The sequence below is a fragment of the Micromonospora sp. CNZ322 genome, assembly GCF_007827755.1.
Window position 1 is genome coordinate 186,999 of the sequence record NZ_VITD01000013.1, and the last position, 16,120, is coordinate 203,118.

Annotated in this window: 15 protein-coding genes and 1 pseudogene; 10 read left to right on the forward strand and 6 right to left on the reverse strand. The window is 69.2% G+C overall.

The genetic code is table 11. The annotated features are described in order from the left end of the window. Positions 1–41 precede the first annotated feature (41 nt). The 8 genes from FB453_RS26515 to FB453_RS26550 all read left to right on the forward strand — a co-directional run bounded on the left by FB453_RS26515 (position 42) and on the right by FB453_RS26550 (position 7,370). Positions 42–485: an OsmC family peroxiredoxin gene (locus tag FB453_RS26515; protein ID WP_145794613.1), complete on the forward strand. Its 444-nt coding sequence runs from the start codon at positions 42–44 to the stop codon at positions 483–485. Positions 486–1,073: 588 nt separating this feature from the next. Further along, positions 1,074–1,394, forward strand: coding sequence for a TraR/DksA family transcriptional regulator (locus tag FB453_RS26520; RefSeq protein WP_244295413.1), 321 nt, complete (start codon positions 1,074–1,076; stop codon positions 1,392–1,394). A 78-nt stretch (positions 1,395–1,472) separates the two neighbouring features. Next, a complete protein-coding gene (locus FB453_RS26525) occupies positions 1,473–1,910 on the forward strand; it encodes an STAS domain-containing protein (RefSeq protein ID WP_145794616.1) in 438 nt (145 codons plus the stop codon). 9 nt (positions 1,911–1,919) lie between these two features. Continuing rightward, positions 1,920–2,354: a cupin domain-containing protein gene (locus FB453_RS26530; RefSeq protein ID WP_145794619.1), complete on the forward strand. Its 435-nt coding sequence runs from the start codon at positions 1,920–1,922 to the stop codon at positions 2,352–2,354. 46 nt (positions 2,355–2,400) lie between these two features. Next, the gene (locus tag FB453_RS26535) at positions 2,401–3,672 is read left to right on the forward strand and encodes an FAD-dependent oxidoreductase (RefSeq protein ID WP_145794621.1); all 1,272 of its coding nucleotides are present in this window, start codon (positions 2,401–2,403) and stop codon (positions 3,670–3,672) included. Beyond that, positions 3,669–5,294 carry a universal stress protein gene (locus FB453_RS26540; RefSeq protein ID WP_145794623.1) on the forward strand — a complete coding sequence of 542 codons (1,626 nt, stop codon included), beginning with the start codon at positions 3,669–3,671 and terminating at the stop codon, positions 5,292–5,294. Before FB453_RS26535 ends, FB453_RS26540 begins: the two co-directional genes overlap by 4 nt. A 195-nt stretch (positions 5,295–5,489) precedes the next feature. Next, on the forward strand, positions 5,490–6,368 hold the full coding sequence (locus tag FB453_RS26545; RefSeq protein WP_145794626.1) for a universal stress protein: 879 nt from the start codon (positions 5,490–5,492) through the stop codon (positions 6,366–6,368). A gap of 96 nt (positions 6,369–6,464) precedes the next feature. Continuing rightward, positions 6,465–7,370, forward strand: coding sequence for a universal stress protein (locus FB453_RS26550; RefSeq protein ID WP_486480475.1), 906 nt, complete (start codon positions 6,465–6,467; stop codon positions 7,368–7,370). On the opposite strand, the gene FB453_RS26555 is transcribed toward FB453_RS26550, so the two are convergent. The 5 genes and pseudogenes from FB453_RS26555 to FB453_RS26570 form a co-directional block, all read right to left on the reverse strand. Next, the gene (locus tag FB453_RS26555; protein WP_486480479.1) at positions 7,348–7,662 is read right to left on the reverse strand and encodes a glycosyl hydrolase family 65 domain-containing protein; all 315 of its coding nucleotides are present in this window, start codon (positions 7,660–7,662) and stop codon (positions 7,348–7,350) included. The genes FB453_RS26550 and FB453_RS26555 overlap by 23 nt on opposite strands. Before the next feature lie 20 nt (positions 7,663–7,682). Continuing rightward, the gene (locus tag FB453_RS26560; protein ID WP_486480476.1) at positions 7,683–8,321 is read right to left on the reverse strand and encodes a hypothetical protein; all 639 of its coding nucleotides are present in this window, start codon (positions 8,319–8,321) and stop codon (positions 7,683–7,685) included. 11 nt (positions 8,322–8,332) lie between these two features. Continuing rightward, a pseudogene (locus FB453_RS35115) lies at positions 8,333–8,510 on the reverse strand (hypothetical protein); the annotation flags it as partial. A gap of 19 nt (positions 8,511–8,529) precedes the next feature. After that, positions 8,530–11,286: a cation-translocating P-type ATPase gene (locus FB453_RS26565; RefSeq protein ID WP_222431419.1), complete on the reverse strand. Its 2,757-nt coding sequence runs from the start codon at positions 11,284–11,286 to the stop codon at positions 8,530–8,532. Positions 11,287–11,601: 315 nt separating this feature from the next. Continuing rightward, positions 11,602–11,805: a hypothetical protein gene (locus FB453_RS26570; protein WP_145794631.1), complete on the reverse strand. Its 204-nt coding sequence runs from the start codon at positions 11,803–11,805 to the stop codon at positions 11,602–11,604. Between the two features lie 332 nt (positions 11,806–12,137). Between FB453_RS26570 and FB453_RS26575 the strand changes: the two genes are divergently transcribed. Beyond that, complete coding sequence (locus FB453_RS26575; RefSeq protein ID WP_145794633.1) at positions 12,138–12,539, forward strand: hypothetical protein; 402 nt, start codon at positions 12,138–12,140, stop codon at positions 12,537–12,539. A gap of 659 nt (positions 12,540–13,198) precedes the next feature. Here FB453_RS26575 and FB453_RS26580 read toward each other — a convergent pair. Then, positions 13,199–14,863, reverse strand: a complete 1,665-nt coding sequence (locus tag FB453_RS26580; protein WP_486480477.1) for a hypothetical protein — start codon at positions 14,861–14,863, stop codon at positions 13,199–13,201. 214 nt (positions 14,864–15,077) lie between these two features. Between FB453_RS26580 and FB453_RS34425 the strand changes: the two genes are divergently transcribed. Further along, positions 15,078–15,494: a transposase family protein gene (locus tag FB453_RS34425; protein ID WP_186718574.1), complete on the forward strand. Its 417-nt coding sequence runs from the start codon at positions 15,078–15,080 to the stop codon at positions 15,492–15,494. The last annotated feature ends 626 nt before the right edge of the window (positions 15,495–16,120 follow it).

Below are 16,120 nucleotides of genomic sequence, written 5' to 3' on the forward strand. Positions count from 1 at the left end.
CCCCGTCACCCGTCACCGCATCGATACTTGAGGAGTCGCAGATGAGTATTGCCCAACGAACCGCAGAAACGACCTGGGAAGGCTCGTTGACCGCCGGCGGCGGAGTGATCCGCTCGGGGAGCGACGCACTCGACGGGCTGGACGTGACCTGGGCGGCGCGCACGGAGACGCCCGGCGGCAAGACCAGTCCCGAGGAATTGGTTGGCGCCGCTCACTCGTCCTGCTTCGCGATGGCACTCACGCTGCTGCTCGGCAAGGCCCACACGCCACCGGATCGCCTCAACGTCGCGGCAACGGTGACCCTGGACGACGTCGACGGCGTACCGACCATCGTCTCCTCCACGCTGCGCGTGGACGGCTGGGTGCCCGGGCTCGACGCGGCAGGCTTTCAGAAGCTAGTGGACGACGAAGCCGCATTGTGCCCCGTCTCACGGCTGTTCGCCGGTGCTCGGATCAGCGTCGAAGCCACCCTGCAGCCGAGCTGATTCACGCTTGTCACCCAGGCGGCAGCGAACCACCTCGAGATGATTGGCCGTGCGGGCGGCGGACCTGGTTAGGCCGTACCCGTTGTCGGGGTCGCATCCCGGGCGGTGGCACTCAGGACCGGGTGCTGAGGGTCCCGTGCTTGCGGACGGTCGGCAACCACGCGCCTTGGTGTTGACCGGTGCGGCCCGCTGCCATCGCGTTCAGGGCGGCACAGGCTGGACAGACGGTGGTTGTTCTGGAACGAGCCGGGAGGCCGACGGTGACAAGTCACATGCTGACCCTGGCAGCGGGCCGCGTGCGGCCGTCCCGAGGAACGGTGTTCGACCGCCCGGTTGCCCCGGGACGCGCCGGTCGCATCCGACATCGACCGGCGATCATGACAGTGGCGGGACTCGGCTGTGGAACGTCGAGCACGTGTCCACGCCGCGCCACGCGCCGTCTATGCGCTGAGCCGGCAGCCCTTCACCCCGGGCGGAAGTCACCGTAGATGGCCACCGCCCGCACCGTGGCAGTGCCACACCCACCCAGCCGGTCTGGCGGTGGTTGGCATCCGTAGCCGCTACTCGAGCTGTGAAAGGACCATTGAGGTGACCAGCACCGTGCAGGATCCGATCGACCTGCTCCGCACCAGCTTGGAGGAGCAGTTCCAACGGAGCACCGACCAACTCGCCGAGCTCACCGTGCGCAGCCGGCAGCGGAGCCACGGCGGCTACGACCACGACACTCTCGCCGCGCTCATCGCGTCGGCCCGCCAGGCGGTGTCCGACACCGCTCACGCGCTGCGTCGCATGGCCGAGGGTAGCTACGGCAGCTGCGAACGCTGCACGGCCGACATTTCGCTGCAACGACTGGAGATCCTGCCGCATGCCCGGTTCTGCGTGCCGTGCCAGCGCAGGCAGACCGGCTGACACCACCGGCACCGACGACGAGCGCCACCGCACGACGATGCACGCGACAGGACATCGGCACACCGCCCGGAGGCCTTCATGCGTTTCTCGTTGACTCGACATCACAGTGACGACCGCCTGGTCACGCTTGCCCTCGCCGGCGACGTGGACATGGGCGCCGTCGACGCGCTGGTATCAGCTCTTCAGGACACCCTGCAGACACCGGACCGCATCGCCGTGGTCGTCGACCTGGCCCGGGTGACGTTCCTGGACTGCGCCGGTATCGGCGCGCTGGTGGTCGGCCGCAACACCGCCGTCAGCCGGGGACACCGCTACACGGTGGTCAACCCGCAGCGCCAAGTCCGCCGCGTCCTGGAACTCACCGGCGTCTTCACCGCCCTCACCGGGCGGCACCCGCAGCCGGCACCGGAGACCGCCCGAGCAGCGCGGTCACGCCGATCCCGGCGCCACCGCGACGACCGGCGGTGTGCGGCGAAACCGTCGACCGCCGGCGTTGACGCCTTGCCGCACGGATAGGAGCTGGTGATGGAGAAATGGCCGTTGACGGCGCTCGTCGATGGACTGTTGAGCCGCGCGCTCAACGCGTCGAGCCGCCGCAACATGCGCACCATTGATGGCGGACGTCCGCACCTGCTCTACCAAAGCGTGATCGCGTTGGCCTGCGGCCAGCGGATCGAGGAGCACGACCACCCGGGCGAGGCGACCGTGCAGGTGCTACGCGGGCGGGTGCGGGTCACGGCCGGCGATGACACCACCGACGTGTCGACCGGTCAACTACTCATCGTGCCCGACGTTCGACACTCGGTGACAGCCCTGGAGGACGCGGCCCTGCTGCTCACCGTCGCCAAACGAACGATGCCGACTCCGGCTAACTGGGTGAACCCCGACCTGCCCGATTCCTACCAGCGTCATCACCAGCGCGGGCGCCGCCGCTGGCCCGTGAACGCACCGCTGCCCTAGCCACCGAAGACCGAGCCACGACGACGCATCGCAAGGAGAGAAGTCGATGAAAGACACACACGTGTTCGTGATCGTCGGGGCAGGGCTGGCCGGGGCGAAGGCCGCGCAGACGCTCCGGGAGACCGGCTTCGGCGGCGAGATCGTGCTGCTCGGTGAAGAACCCGAACGGCCCTATGAGCGGCCGGCGCTGTCCAAGGGTCTGCTGCTCGGAACGGCCGAGCGGGAGTCGGTGTTCGTGCACGAACCCGGCTGGTACGCCGCGCATGATGTGGACCTGCGAACCGGCGTCCATGTATCCGCGGTCGACCGCGCAGCCCGGCAGGCCGAACTGGGCGACGGTCAGCGCATCGGCTACGACGCGCTGCTGCTGTCCACCGGTGCGACACCACGCCGCTTGGACGTCCCCGGCGCCGACCTCAACGGGGTGCTGTCGTTGCGGACCCTGCCCGACAGCGACCGGATCGCGGCCGCGCTCGCCGACGGCGGCCACCTGGTGGTGGTCGGTGCCGGCTGGATCGGGTTGGAAGTCGCCGCCGCCGCCCGACAGCACGGCACCACCGTCACCGTCGTGGAACACTCCGAACTGCCGTTGCTGCGGGTGCTCGGGCCGGGCATCGCCCGGGTCTTCGCCGACATGCACCGCGACCACGGGGTCACCTTCCGCTTCGGCGCCACCGTGCGGGCCTTCCGCGGCGAGAGCCGGGTATCCGCTGTCGTGCTGGACGACGGCACCGAACTGCCAGCCGACGCGGTCGTCGTCGGCGTCGGGGTCCAACCCAACGTCGCGCTCGCCGAGCAGGCGGGACTGACCGTCGACAACGGCATCGTCGTCGACCAGGCGCTGCGCAGCAGCGACCCGCGTATCTACGCCGCCGGGGACATCGCCAACGCCTACCACCCTGTGTACGGCACGCATCTGCGGGTCGAGCACTGGGCCATGGCGCTGCACTCTGGTCCGGCCGCCGCCCGGTCCATGCTGGGCGCCGAGGTCGTCTACGACCGGCTTCCCTACTTCTACACCGACCAGTACGACCTGGGCATGGAGTACACCGGCTACGCCCCTTCCGGCGGCTACGACACCGTCGTGGTGCGCGGCGACCTCGCCAAGCGGGAGTTCATCGCGTTCTGGACCGCCGGCGGGCGGGTGATGGCCGGCATGAACGTCAACGTCTGGGACGTCACACCGCAGATCGAGAACCTGATCCGCAGCAGCAAGCCGGTCGACCTCGCCCGGCTCGCTGACCCCGGCATCGCCCTCGAGGATGTCACACCCGGCGACACCCAGCCGCTCGCCTCCGGAAGGAGCAACAGATCATGACCAGTGACCTGGCCGCCGCGATCGTGGTGGGCGTCGACGGCTCTCCACTCAGCCTGCACGCCCTGGACTGGGCCACCCGTGAGGCCGTCGCCCGGCACCGTCCGCTGCGGATCGTGCACGCGTTCCAATGGCCGCTGACCAACGAACTGATGGGACCACCGGCGGTAGGCCCGCCCGACGCCGGACTCCAGCACGCCGCCGAACAGATCCTGTCGGCCGCGGCCGACCGGGCCCGAGCCGCCGCACCTACCCTTCAGGTCAGCACCGACCTGCCGGCGGACGTGCCCGCGGCGGCACTGATCGACGCTTCCCATGACGTGGACCTTGTGGTCGTCGGCCACCGCGGCCTGGGCGGATTCACCGGCCTGCTCCTGGGATCCGTCGGCGTGCAGACCGCCGCGCACGCTGCCTGCCCGGTCATCGTCGTCCGCGACAGCGACGCCGGCCACAGCCCCGGCACGTCTGACCCTGCCCATGGCCAGGTGGTGGTGGGCGTGGACGACTCGGACCTGTCAAGCCTGGCCGTCGACTTCGCCTTCGCCCACGCCGCCCTGCACGGAACAGGAGTGGTAGGGGTCCACGCCCACCGCACCGCGGTCGCCGCGCCCGACGGACCCGAAGGCCGTGCCCGGATGCTGACCGACGCGCTGGCCGGATACCGCGACAAGTACCCGAACGTGCCGGTGCTGGAAAGACTGGTCCACGGCCGGCCGGGCGCCGTCCTGATCGCCGAATCGGCCGGTGCGACGCTGACAGTCGTCGGGTCCCGCGGCCGCGGCGGATTCGGTGGCCTGCTGCTCGGTTCCACCAGCCAGGATGTCCTGCACCACGCGGCCAGCCCCGTCGCGATCGTCCGGGCCCGGCAGTCCCACCGTCGCGGCGCCACCACCCGAGCCCGGCGCAACGCGCCGCCCGCCGGCGACCTGACCGCGGTGACCGCCCCGGCAGCCGAGCCGGCAGAAACCGGCCCCGACGCCACCGGCCCGCCGCCCTCGTTCGGCAAGGCCCTGTTCACCGGCCGGCTGCCCGCGACGATGGTGATGCCGTACCCACGGCTCGGCCCTGACGCGCAGGGCCGCGTCGACACCCTGATGGCGGACGCCCGTGACTTCCTCGACACCACCTACGACCCGGACAAGGTCGAAAAGCAGCGGTGGATCGGCGACGACATCGTGCGCGGTCTCGGCGATCGCGGCCTGCTCGGGCTGTATGTGGCACCCGCATACGGCGGGCAGGGACTATCACAGACCGGCTACTGCCGGGTGATGGAGGAATTCGGCGGCTACGACGCCAGCCTGTCCGTGGTCATGGGAGTGCACCAGTCCATCGGCATGAAACCGATCCACCTGTTCGGCTCCGACGACCAGAAAGCCCGGTTCCTGCCGGATCTGGCAGCCGGCCGCAAACTCGCCGGGTTCGCCCTGACCGTACCCGGCGCCAAGATCGCCGGCAGCGAGTTCTACTGGTACGCCGCCAACCGGGTCTTCCAACTGCTCGGCGGACAGGCCTACATGGCCGACTCCCCGGCAGCCAAGGCGCTACGCGACAGCCGGATCTTCCCCATCTTCGAAGGCTCCAACGACGTCCTCGACCGCGGCGGCTACACCCCACGGCTGCCCTGACACACGTCACATACCAACCGTTGGCTGGGGAACCAACGGCGGCCTCGAACCCGTCGCGTCGGGCGGCACGACGCAAACCGCAACCCTTCAAGGCACCCGGGAGTCGCTCGCCCAGCAACCGGTGGCGACGACCACCGTCGGACATCGTTCGTCGCAACGAAACACCCACAACCGTTGCCCGATCTGGAGGCAGAGATGAGACATCCCGACATCGTCGTCGGTAGCGACGGCTCCGAGCAGAGCAGGACCGCAGTGCGATGGGCAGCCGCCGAGGCCCGCCTCCACGGCGTCCCATTGAAGATCCTCACCGCCTACACGTGGAACGGGCCGGCCGAAGCGTTCGACGGCGTGGCAGAACTGCCGGACGTCATCGCGCAGCAGTTCGATCAGATGGCAGCCGCGGCCGCCGCCGAGGCCCGCACCTGCGAACCGGGCATCGAGGTCTCCGGCGCCGCGGTGATCGGCGACCCGATCTCCATCCTGCTGGACGCTGCTCGCAGCGCGGCGATGCTCGTGGTCGGCAACCGCGGACGCGGCGGCTTCGCCAGCCTGCTGCTCGGCTCGGTCAGCCAGCAGGTCGTCACCCACGCGACCTGTCCCGTCGTGATCGTCCGTGGCGGCCGACGCGAAACCCCATCCGGTCCGATCACGGTCGGCGTCGACGGCTCGGCCTCGGCGCAGCGCGCCCTCGCACTGGGATTCGACCAGGCGCAGCGGCGCGGTTGCGGGCTGCTCGCCGTTCGCAGCTACCCGGTGCCGACGCCACCGTACGAAATGGGTATGCCACCGTTGCCCTACGACCCGGACGCGGCCTCGCGAGACGCGGCCCGCGACCTCGAAGCGACACTCGCGCCGTGGCGGGACAAGTACCCCGCAGTGAGGGTGAAGACCCTCATCGGCCCCGGTAGCCCGGCGAAGAATTTGATCGACGTGTCCCGCGAGGCGACTCTGCTGATCGTCGGCAGCCGCGGCCACGGCGCGTTGGTCGGCAGCCTGCTCGGATCGGTCGGTCAGCAGCTACTGCACCACGCCGACTGCCCGGTGATGATCGTCCACCCTGAACAGGCGACCTGACGAGGCCCGGGAACAGGCTGGGGGCAGACAACGCCACCGTGTGGCCCGCACGATTGCCGCATGCACCCCGATTCCACCTGGATGAGGAGCACAGAAATGACCGTTACCGTACAGCCGAGTTCAGGATCGATGTCCGAGACGCCCACCACCCGGATCCTGGTGGGCTACGACGGATCACAATCGGCCAGCGCGGCCATCGAGATCGGCGCCGCCCTGCTCCCTGGGGCGCAGGCCTGGATCGGTCACCTCTGGACACCACCGTTCGGGAGCGAGCCGTTGCGTCAGCGGCTATGGAAAGGCGCCGCCGCCGTCAACGAGTTCGTCGACGCCATCGAGCGGGAAGGTGCCAGCGAGGCACACCGCCTCGCCGCGATGGGCGCCACCCTCGCCGTCGCCGCCGACTGGGACGCGCACACGTTGGTCGAACGCACCTACGGCGGCGAGGGCGTGCACCTCACCCAGGTCGCGGAGAAACTCGACCCCGACCTGATCGTGGTCGGTTCCCGCGGGCTGGGCGGCGCCAAAGCCGTACTGGGCAGCGTCTCCGACATGGTCGTGCACTACGCCGCACGCCCCGTGCTCGTCGTCCCCCACCCACTGCTCATGGCGGAGCGGGCGGACGTGACCGACGGCCCGATCATCATCGGCTGGGACGGCTCCGCCGGCGCACAGGCGGCCCTCGCCGCGGCGGCACGGCTGTTCCCCACGCGAATCGTGGAGCTAGCCAGCGTCAATCAGGGCGACCAGCACACGCCGTCCGCCGGCAGCCATGACGTGATCCCGCTCGCGGCGCACGGGCGCCACGCCACGGCGGCGCGAGCCGTGGCCGAAACGCTGGCCGGCCACGCGCGGGACCGGCGGGCGGCGCTGGTGGTGGTGGGCTCACGCGGAAGATCCGCGGTCCGCGAAGCCCTGCTCGGCAGTGTGGCCGTGGCGACCGTGCACCACGCGCACCGGCCGATCATGGTCGTGCCTCACGTCACGTCGCCGGACGTGTCGTGAGACGGCGATGCCATGAGTCGAGGGCTCGTCCGGCGGGCTGCCGAGGCTCGGGCAGTACCGGCCCGAGGGGTACGGCGGCGCCGACGTCGACCCGCTCGCCGTAGACCAGCACCGGCAACCGGGCATCGGAGCCGTCGCGCAGGCGCAGGCGCAGGCCGCTGTGCCGGATCCGGAACCTCAGCCGGGTGACGCCGGCGGGCAGCCGCGGCGCCAAGGCCAGCACGCCGGGATGCTGGCGCAGCCCGCCAAGCCCTCGACGACGGCCGACGACCCGCAGTCGCCTTCCACACAGGCATCACAGGCGACCTGCCGTTAGAGGTCGACCGTCCGGGCGACGACGGCGATGAGGTGCAGCGCCGCGGCGCCGGCCGGCCAATACGCCGAGCATTCCTCGCCGCGAATGGTCCGCCAGGGGAACGCCGCCCCGGACAGTCCGAGCGTGCGGGCCCTCCGCCGCGCCAGGCCGAGAGCGCTGCGCCGCCAGCGCAACGTGTCGGCAGCGGACCGCGGCCTGATCGGGGAGCGCCTGCGGCGAGCGGTCGCGCTCCACCCGTACCCGAGATATATGACGACATGTAGTTGCTGGCCAGCACGTAAGACGGTGACCACGGTGGTGCGGGCCCAGCCCTCGCGGACGTCGGCTTCTTCGTCGTAGTCGCCCCGCCGGGTGATCTCGCGGTCCATGCCGGCCGCGATCAGCACGCCGCTGGCCCGGTGCGGTGCAGCGGCACCGCGCCGTGCTGCTCGGGTGTCCTGTTCCACGGCGGCCAGGGGCCGGTCCAGAACGGCGGCGACGCGGGGATCGCCGGAGGCCTGCGGCTGGGCCTCGTTGGCGATCAGACCCGACTGCACGGTGATCCGCAGATTCGAGTCAACGGCCTCGACCGTGTAGTCGATCGCGGCGACCGCCCGCTGGGTGAAGGACACCAGCGGGGTGCTGCCGATCCGCAACCCGCCCGCCGGCCGGCCGGTGACACCCGCAGCGGGCGCTGCTCGTAGACGCCGTTGAGATAACTGCCGTTCGCCCTCGTCGAGGTTGCCGCGCAGCCCGAGATGGCCGTTCGTGAGGGCGAATACCGACTCCGTCTGGGCCAGCAGTTTCGGGTTCCAGGCCGGCTCGCGGACTAGCCACGGCCCCACCGGGAAAGGGGCTCGCTGCTCATGCGGGAACCTCCGTGGTCTGCCGGCGTGCCTGCCGGGCCTGGCGGCGCAGGACGCCCTTGACCAGCTCACCGGCGATCAGGATGGTGGCGCCGACCGTGGCGCAGGTCAGCCACTGTCCGGACGTCAGATCGGTGGTGGTGAACGAGCCGTGCAGGACGTCCATCTCCACGAGCAGCACCAACAAGGCGACCACGGTCGCGGTGGCCACGAACGCCGACCGGTTTTCGAGGGTCTCACGGCGAAACGCGCTGCGGGTGTCGTGCCGGACGTTGAGTAGGTTGAACGCCTGGAAGAACACGAATGTCACGAACGCCATGGTGCCGGCGACGCTGGCCTGGCCGGCGGTGGTGGGGGCGGGTCCGGGGGCCCACGCCAGCACGGCGAGGGTGCCGGCGGCCATCACCGTGCTGGCCAGCCCGATCCGTAGCAGCCGCTGCCGGTTGAGGATCCGTTCGTGACGGGGTCGCGGCGGCCGGCTCATGGCGTCCGCGCTGACCGGTTCGACACCGAGTGACATCGCGGGTGGTCCGTCCATGACCAGATTGACGAACAGGATCTGCAGCGCGGTGAACGGGGCGCCGCCGGCGATGCCGGTCAGCGACGCGATCAGGAACGTCGCGACGAAACCCAGCGCGGTGGAGACTTGGAAGCGGGTGAAGCTGACGATGTTCGCATACACCCCACGGCCCTCGCGGACAGCGGCGACGATGGTGGCGAAGTTGTCGTCGGTCAGCACCATTGTCGCGGCTTCCTTGGTCACCTCCGTGCCGGTCAATCCCATCGCGACACCGATGTCGGCCTTGCGCAGCGCGGGGGCGTCGTTGACGCCGTCGCCGGTCATCGCGACCACGTCGCCGCGGTCCTGCAACACCCGCACGATCCGCATCTTGTGACTGGGTGAGACCCGTGCGATCACCCCGATGTCGTCCAGCCGGCGGGCGAGGAGGGCGTCGTCGTCGATCGCGTCTAGGTCGGCCCCGGTCACCGCCTGCCCGGGGATGCCGAGTTCCCCGGCGATGGCCGCGGCCGTGACGGCGTGGTCTCCGGTGATCATCCGCACCCGGATGCCGGCGCTGCGGCACTCGGCGATGGCCTGGCGCGCCTCGGGACGCGGCGGATCGACGATACCGACGAGGGCGACGAGCACCACCCGGTCGAGCATGTCCTTCGGGTCTTCCACGGGGTCGAATCCCGCGGCCGGAAAGTCCTCCACGCCGATGGCCATCACCCGCATTCCCTGCGCGGCCAGTTCCCCGTTGACCCGCTCGTATCTGGCCTGTGCGGCGGCGTCGAATGCCACGATGGCGGACTCGCCCAGATAGCGGTCGGCGCGGGCGGATAGCACGTCCGGGGCGCCCTTGACGAAGCAGCGCACCACCTCCTCGTCCTGGTCGTCGGTCCAGTGGTGGAAGGTGGCCATGAACTTGTAGTCGGAGTCGAACGGGATCTCCAGGACCCGGGGACGTTCCGCGCGTAGTGCCGCGACGTCGATGCCGCCCTTTTCCGCGAGGACCACCAGGGCGCCTTCGGTGGGGTCGCCGACCACGTCGCCGTCGCGCAGTACGGCGTCGCTGCATAACGCCATGGCGAGCAGCGCGTGGTTGAGCGTGTCCGGCAGCGGTGACCCGTCGGTCGTGCGGATCCGTCCGTCGGTCGCGTAGCCCTGGCCGGATGCTGTGAAGCGGCGGCCGGCGAGCAGCATCTCCCGGGCGGTCATCTGGTTGAGCGTCAGTGTGCCCGTCTTGTCGGTGCAGATCTGCGTGGTGCTGCCCAGCGTTTCCACCGACGCCAGCCGCTTCACGATGGCGCCCCGCCGGGCCAGCCGGCCGGTGCCCATGGCCAGCGTGAACGCGACCACTGCGGGCAGTCCTTCAGGGATGGCCGCGACAGCGAGCGAGACTGCGGTGACGAACAGGGCGCTGAACTGTTGCCCGCGTACCAGCCCGAGGATGAACACGACGGCGATGACGACCGCGGCGATGATCGCGAGTGTGCGGCTCAACGCGTCGATCTGACGTTGTAACGGGCTCTGCCCGGCCTGCGCGCCGTGCAGCATGTCTGCGATGCGACCCATTTCGGTCCGCATGCCCGTCGCGGTGACCAGCACCTCGCCGCGACCCCGGGTGACCGCCGTGTTCATGTAGACGGTGTTCACCCGGTCCCCGAGGGCGGCAGCCTCGTCGACCTCGACCGGCGTCGATTTGACCACCGGTTGCGCCTCGCCGGTGAGCATCGACTCCTGGATCTCCAGGGACGTCGCCTGCAGCAACCGGCCGTCCGCCGGCACCCGGTCGCCGGGCTCGACCACGATCACGTCGCCGGGTACCAGGTCGGCGGCGTCGAGCCGCACGATCCGCCCGTCGCGGCGCACGGTGGCCGTCGTGACGCTCATCCGCCGCAACGCATCCAGCGCCGCCTGCGCACGGGACTCCTGCGCGAAGCCGATCACCGCGTTCAGCACCACGACGAACGCGATAGCCGCCGGCGTCTCCCACTCGCGGCTCACCAGCAACGACACCACCGCCGCGAGCAGCAGGATAATGATCAGCAGATCTTGGAACTGCCGGAGGATCGCCCGCCACCACGGCACCGTCGGTGCCTCGGCGAGCCGATTCGGACCGTACCGCTCCAGCAGGCGCGCAGCCTCCACCGCCGAATGCCCGACGCCCGGCTCCACCCCGAAGTGGTGGGCGACGTCGCTCGCTGGACGGGAGTGCCACGGCATCGAGTCGATCAGTCGGGGGTCGTTCATTCCTTGTCCTTCACGAGAAGGCCTCCTGGCTGGGCTCCGTTAAGGGTGTCCGCCGCGGCGTGAGGCTTCCGGAGCCCGCGTCCGACTGGTTGGAATCTGATCACCGTTTCGTCCGGACCGCCTCACGACGAAACCCACGTAGGTGCGTCCAGGGTCGCCACCGTGGACGCACCTGCGTGGGGTTCGCAGCCCACTTGTTCCCCGTTTACCGACGTGCTGCGTGCCTGTCTCGGCGAGGTCCCCGCAGGCACTGCAGGACGTCGCAGAGCCGTTTCGGCGATCCGGTCCCGGATTCGGCCATGCGGGCCGTCCTGACTACTCCGCCCCGGACCGGGTTGAAACCGCCGCGACGTGGGCGTCGGCGAGTGGCGTTGACACCGCCGGCCGACTGATAGTGACCTCCTGAACGCCGTTGATCATCAACATCGCGCCGGTGGCCGGCGCGAGACCCTCCATGAAGGGCAGTGTTTCGGACGCCTCCGCAGAACCGTCCGTGGCCCAGGCAATGGTGGTGAACACGGCACCTCCTCAGGATGTCAGCTCTTCTCACCGCGCGCGGACGACGCCGACGCTCGTGACCGGCGTCGGCGACTGTCCGGCACCTCCGCCGATATGCCAGCACCAGCCTGCACCAGCGGACACCCACAGGCGCCGGCCGACTCCGGCCAACTTGATCGTCGTTGGTTGCCGACCCCCTGCAACCGCCGTTGTTCCGCCCCCGGCGATCCTGCCGAACCCCCCGACAATCTGGCGGCCAGCATGCCAGTCAGAAGTCGGCCTCAGCGGGCCCGCTGAGGCCGGACAAAGCCGGGCGAGGATCGGAGCGCCGCGGGCATCAGGTCGCCCGACCGGTGCCGACGCACCGCGTGCGGCTCGTGGGCGTGCTCAGCTGCCGTGTGGCGCTGCGCGTCGACGCGGCCGGGGTCACTCTGGGTCAAACCTCGCTCTGGCCGTCCTCACACACTGCGGTGGTGCTGTGGTCCGACATCGAGGCTGTCGTGCAGTGGACGCAACAGGCCGGCCCGACCACGGTCCCGTACGTCGGGCTGCAGCGGCGCCCCGGCTTGCCGCCGCTGCCGGGCTCGGCGCGCTCGCGCGGCCTGCGGCGGATGAACCGGGCGCTCGTCCCGCACGTGCCGCCGGCCGTCCTCGCCGACAGCCGGCCGGCGACCCTCTGGCGACTGCACCGCCCGAGCATTGAGGCGGCGGTCCGCCACTTCGCACCCGCGGTGGAAATCGTCGACGCGGGCTGAGGGGTCCTCGCCAAGCCCACGGGGCCTTCATGCGGACGTTGATGAATATCCGACGATCCGACGGTGGTCCAGCGCGCACCGTCTGCGTTTTGGTCTGGCAAGTGAGTCGGAGGCCTAGTGCCTGTAGACCTTGGCTTTGTTGTCGGGGTCGGCGTCACGCAGTACGGTGGAAATGTCGCCGAGCGCTCGGCCTAGGTCGGCGAACTGTTTCGAGCCTGGCTTGCGGCGGTCGACCGGGCTCGGACCGGTTTTGGGCCGCCATTGAGCGCCCGGATGTGGGAGCCGTCGATCACCGCCCTCGACATGTCCAGCTGATCGGTGGCCCGCAGCTTGCCGAGCAGGATCTCGCGCAGTCGTTGCCATGCGCCGGCGTCGTTCCAGTCCCGCAACCTGCGCCAGCAGGTCTTCCCAAAGCCGAACCCCAACTCCTGGGGCAGAAACCTTCACGGAATCGCGGTGTGAAGCATGAACAGGATTCCGCACAACACTCTGCGGTCGTCGAGGCGCTTACCCCGGGGAACCGGTGCCGGCGTGGTGGTCGGGGTGGCAACAGTGGTTCGATCTCGGCCCAGAGTTCGTCCGGGACGATCCACGGCGGCTGCTCACCCCTCCTCACGTTCAGACAGAACGATCCTCGTGTCCCGAGTACACGCTCAACATCAATTCGTGTTGGTATCGATGGTGTAAACCACGTCTGGCCCGACGTCGTGGCGGGTGATGCCGGGTACGTCGGGAATGTTAAGCAGTGGTTCGTACGGGGTGCCTTGGACCCGGTTGCGCAGCAGGACGACGCTGCGGATGCCGAGCTGGTGCAACCGATCTAAGGCCGCCTCGCTGGGGAAGGTCGCCATAACGTCGCGGATCGCCTGACGGTTGGGTGTGGTGTAGCTGGCCGCACCGTTGACCATGGTGGGAAAACCGTCGGTCGACCAAAGTAGGACGTGGAGGTCGATACCGTCGTTGGACGGCAACACCATGATGGGAGCGTGCGCGGAGGCTAGCGCCATCGCGGCCGGTTTGGCTGGGGTTTGGGGGTGGTCCAGGTCAGGTAGGCCCTCAGCTAGCACGAGGACCAGCAGCGGAACGGTCAGCAGGCGTCCCGCTCTCACCGACCATTCCGGCTTGGCGTCCCTGCGAGCCGCCTCGTACAGGTGGGTAACCAGGCCAGCCGCGAGGATGGCCAGGCAGAGAGTGGGCCACAAGATCAAGCGGCCTGGTGTACGGGACCCATCGAACCCGGGCACGTAAAGATAGAGCAGGCGGTAGATCGGCCCGTTCGTGCCCAGCGCGAACAACACTCCGACGACCGCCCCGAACAGCAGCAGAAGCCGTTGCACCGGTGACCAGCGGGATAGGAACAGGCCGGCGAAGGCCAGTAGATACAGTGCATACCCGCATAGCAGCACTTTCTCAGTCGGTACGTCACCGAGTGCGGTGCGGGCGTCGTTGTGCAGGGTGCCCCAGGGCAGCGAGGACTGCGGCGCCACGAGAAGCCCGCGCAGTGTCGGGGAGAAATGCGCGACGTAGTCCCAGTCCCGGGTGACATCTGGGTTGAGCTCGCGCACGTGTTTGTACGCGTACGCGAAGTATCCGGTCACCGCGGTGAAGACCAGCCCGCCGATCAGATCACCGACGATCAGCCGGAGGCTAAGGCGTGGGCGGTGGATCAGCCAGGCTGTCAGTGTGATCAGGCAGAGGGCGGCGAGGACGTATACGAATCCCAGCCCCACGCCGAAGCCTAGGCTGACCTGCCAGGCCGCGACCAGCCAACCAGCGAACGCCCAGCCCGGCCGGACTCGTTCGGCAAGGTAGCCGCGGGTGAACGAGAGTCCGTGGCCGCGTGCCAGCATCGCCAGGGCCAGAGTGATACCACCGGTGGAGAGAATATTCAAATGGCCGTCGTGGCCGTAGCGCCAGGGCGCGTAGGCGAGGGCGGCCCCGGCTACCGCGGCGGCGACCTTATTCGCGCCAAGCTGGCGCAGGAGCGCGTAGCCGCCGAGGAAGGCGAGCGCGAAAGCCAGCACGAACAGGATGTTGTAGCGCAGCACGGCGCCGACTACACCGCTGCCTATCAGCCCTGCCGGGGCATAGCCGAGCAGGCTGTCGTTCAGGGCTAGGCCGTACGTGTCTGGATAAAAGGCGTTGGTATCCCACAGGCCACGCAGACCGTGGGTGAGAGCGTGGCCACCCCATCCCACCAGCCATGCTTGGGCCGTCGGGTCACCCACGTCACCGACGATGGTGTGGGCCGGGTCGGCGATCGGCACAGTCTTGGCGCCGGCAGTCACCACGCGAACCGCGTACGGCGGAATCAGCCAGATCATCGCGACAGCGAGGAGCACCGAACCGAGGCTCGCGATACTCAGTTCCCGTCGATGGGCCCTACGTGTCAGCCAGTCCCTCGTGCCTCGACCGGCGCGCGCGAGTCGGCCAGTTTGTCCAAGCTCGCTGAGAGTGACGGCTGATGTGGGGCCTCCTGCCGGTGGATCTCCCTGCGTCATCACATCTACCCTCACTTTTGAACCGCCGCAGTAAATCATGAGCAGGGCGGCGCACAGAGTCAAGACATCGATCACTACCGTTCCGGTAGCCGGGACTTACGCTGTTTATCAAAGGCGCCTTGTCACGCAGGAGTCGCGATCGGTGCAGCGGCGAATTTTGCCGCTGTCGGAACAGGACACGCCAGGGTTGCTGCAGGCCCTCGCCCGGGTTCCGGACCCACGGGACGCTGGCGGCCGGATCCATCCGCTGCCGGGACTGCTCGCGATCGCGGCGGTGGTTTCGGGAATCGAGCCGCGTCGTGGAGATCGTCGAATGGGCCGCCGACCTGTCGGAGCGGCGTGGGAGCGTCTCGGTGCAACCCGCGACGCGTTCACCGGTGTCCGGCGGGTGCCTGACGACAGCACCCTGTCCCGGGTGCTGACCGTTGATTACCACCTCATCGTCGGTACATAGCGACGGTGGGGTCGCGGTATCGATCGCCCCTCGGACACAAATGATTTGCCCACGGTGTGCGCTGAGATCGACTGCAGCGCGCACCGTTTGCGTTTCAGGCTGGTAGTTCAGCCGGGGACCGAGTTGCCGGTAGACCTCGGCCTTGTCGGCCGGGTCGGCGTCGCGGAGCACGGCGGTGATGTCGCCGAGCGCGTTCACCACGGTCGTGATTTCTGCTTGGCTCATCCTGCGCGGGGCGGTGCTCGTGTTCGCGCGGAGGTCTGCCTCCGCACGGGCGCGTTCGGCCTGGGTCTGCGCGATCCAGCCGGTGACTACCGCTGGGTCGGCTCCAGCGTCGAGGGCTGCGCGGTAGCGCTCCAACTTGGCGTCGCACTCGGTGCTGATCGTCTGAGCTGCTGTGCCGCTGCGGGCGGATGATCTAAGGGTTGGGCTTCGGTCTTCGCGGTGATCGTTTGTTCGATGTGTCCGGGTGGCCCGGCCTGAGTCACCCAGGCGGAGCAATCAACCGCCGTCCGTCTTGAAACATCGCACCTAGGGCATGTCCTGTCGATCTTGTGTGGTTGATCGTTGACGATGTGTCGGTGGTACGTCGTGGTGAACTGACTGACGAGGCGTGGGCGGTGATC

Coding starts and splice junctions, on each gene's coding strand:
- FB453_RS26525 (WP_145794616.1), top strand. CDS start 1,473: ATGCGTTTCTCGTTGACTCGACATCACAGTGACGACCGCCTGGTCACG.
- FB453_RS26550 (WP_486480475.1), top strand. CDS start 6,465: ATGACCGTTACCGTACAGCCGAGTTCAGGATCGATGTCCGAGACGCCC.
- FB453_RS34425 (WP_186718574.1), top strand. CDS start 15,078: ATGAGCAGGGCGGCGCACAGAGTCAAGACATCGATCACTACCGTTCCG.
- FB453_RS26535 (WP_145794621.1), top strand. CDS start 2,401: ATGAAAGACACACACGTGTTCGTGATCGTCGGGGCAGGGCTGGCCGGG.
- FB453_RS26580 (WP_486480477.1), bottom strand. CDS start 14,863: ATGATCTGGCTGATTCCGCCGTACGCGGTTCGCGTGGTGACTGCCGGC.
- FB453_RS26540 (WP_145794623.1), top strand. CDS start 3,669: ATGACCAGTGACCTGGCCGCCGCGATCGTGGTGGGCGTCGACGGCTCT.
- FB453_RS26515 (WP_145794613.1), top strand. CDS start 42: ATGAGTATTGCCCAACGAACCGCAGAAACGACCTGGGAAGGCTCGTTG.
- FB453_RS26545 (WP_145794626.1), top strand. CDS start 5,490: ATGAGACATCCCGACATCGTCGTCGGTAGCGACGGCTCCGAGCAGAGC.
- FB453_RS26565 (WP_222431419.1), bottom strand. CDS start 11,286: ATGAACGACCCCCGACTGATCGACTCGATGCCGTGGCACTCCCGTCCA.
- FB453_RS26530 (WP_145794619.1), top strand. CDS start 1,920: ATGGAGAAATGGCCGTTGACGGCGCTCGTCGATGGACTGTTGAGCCGC.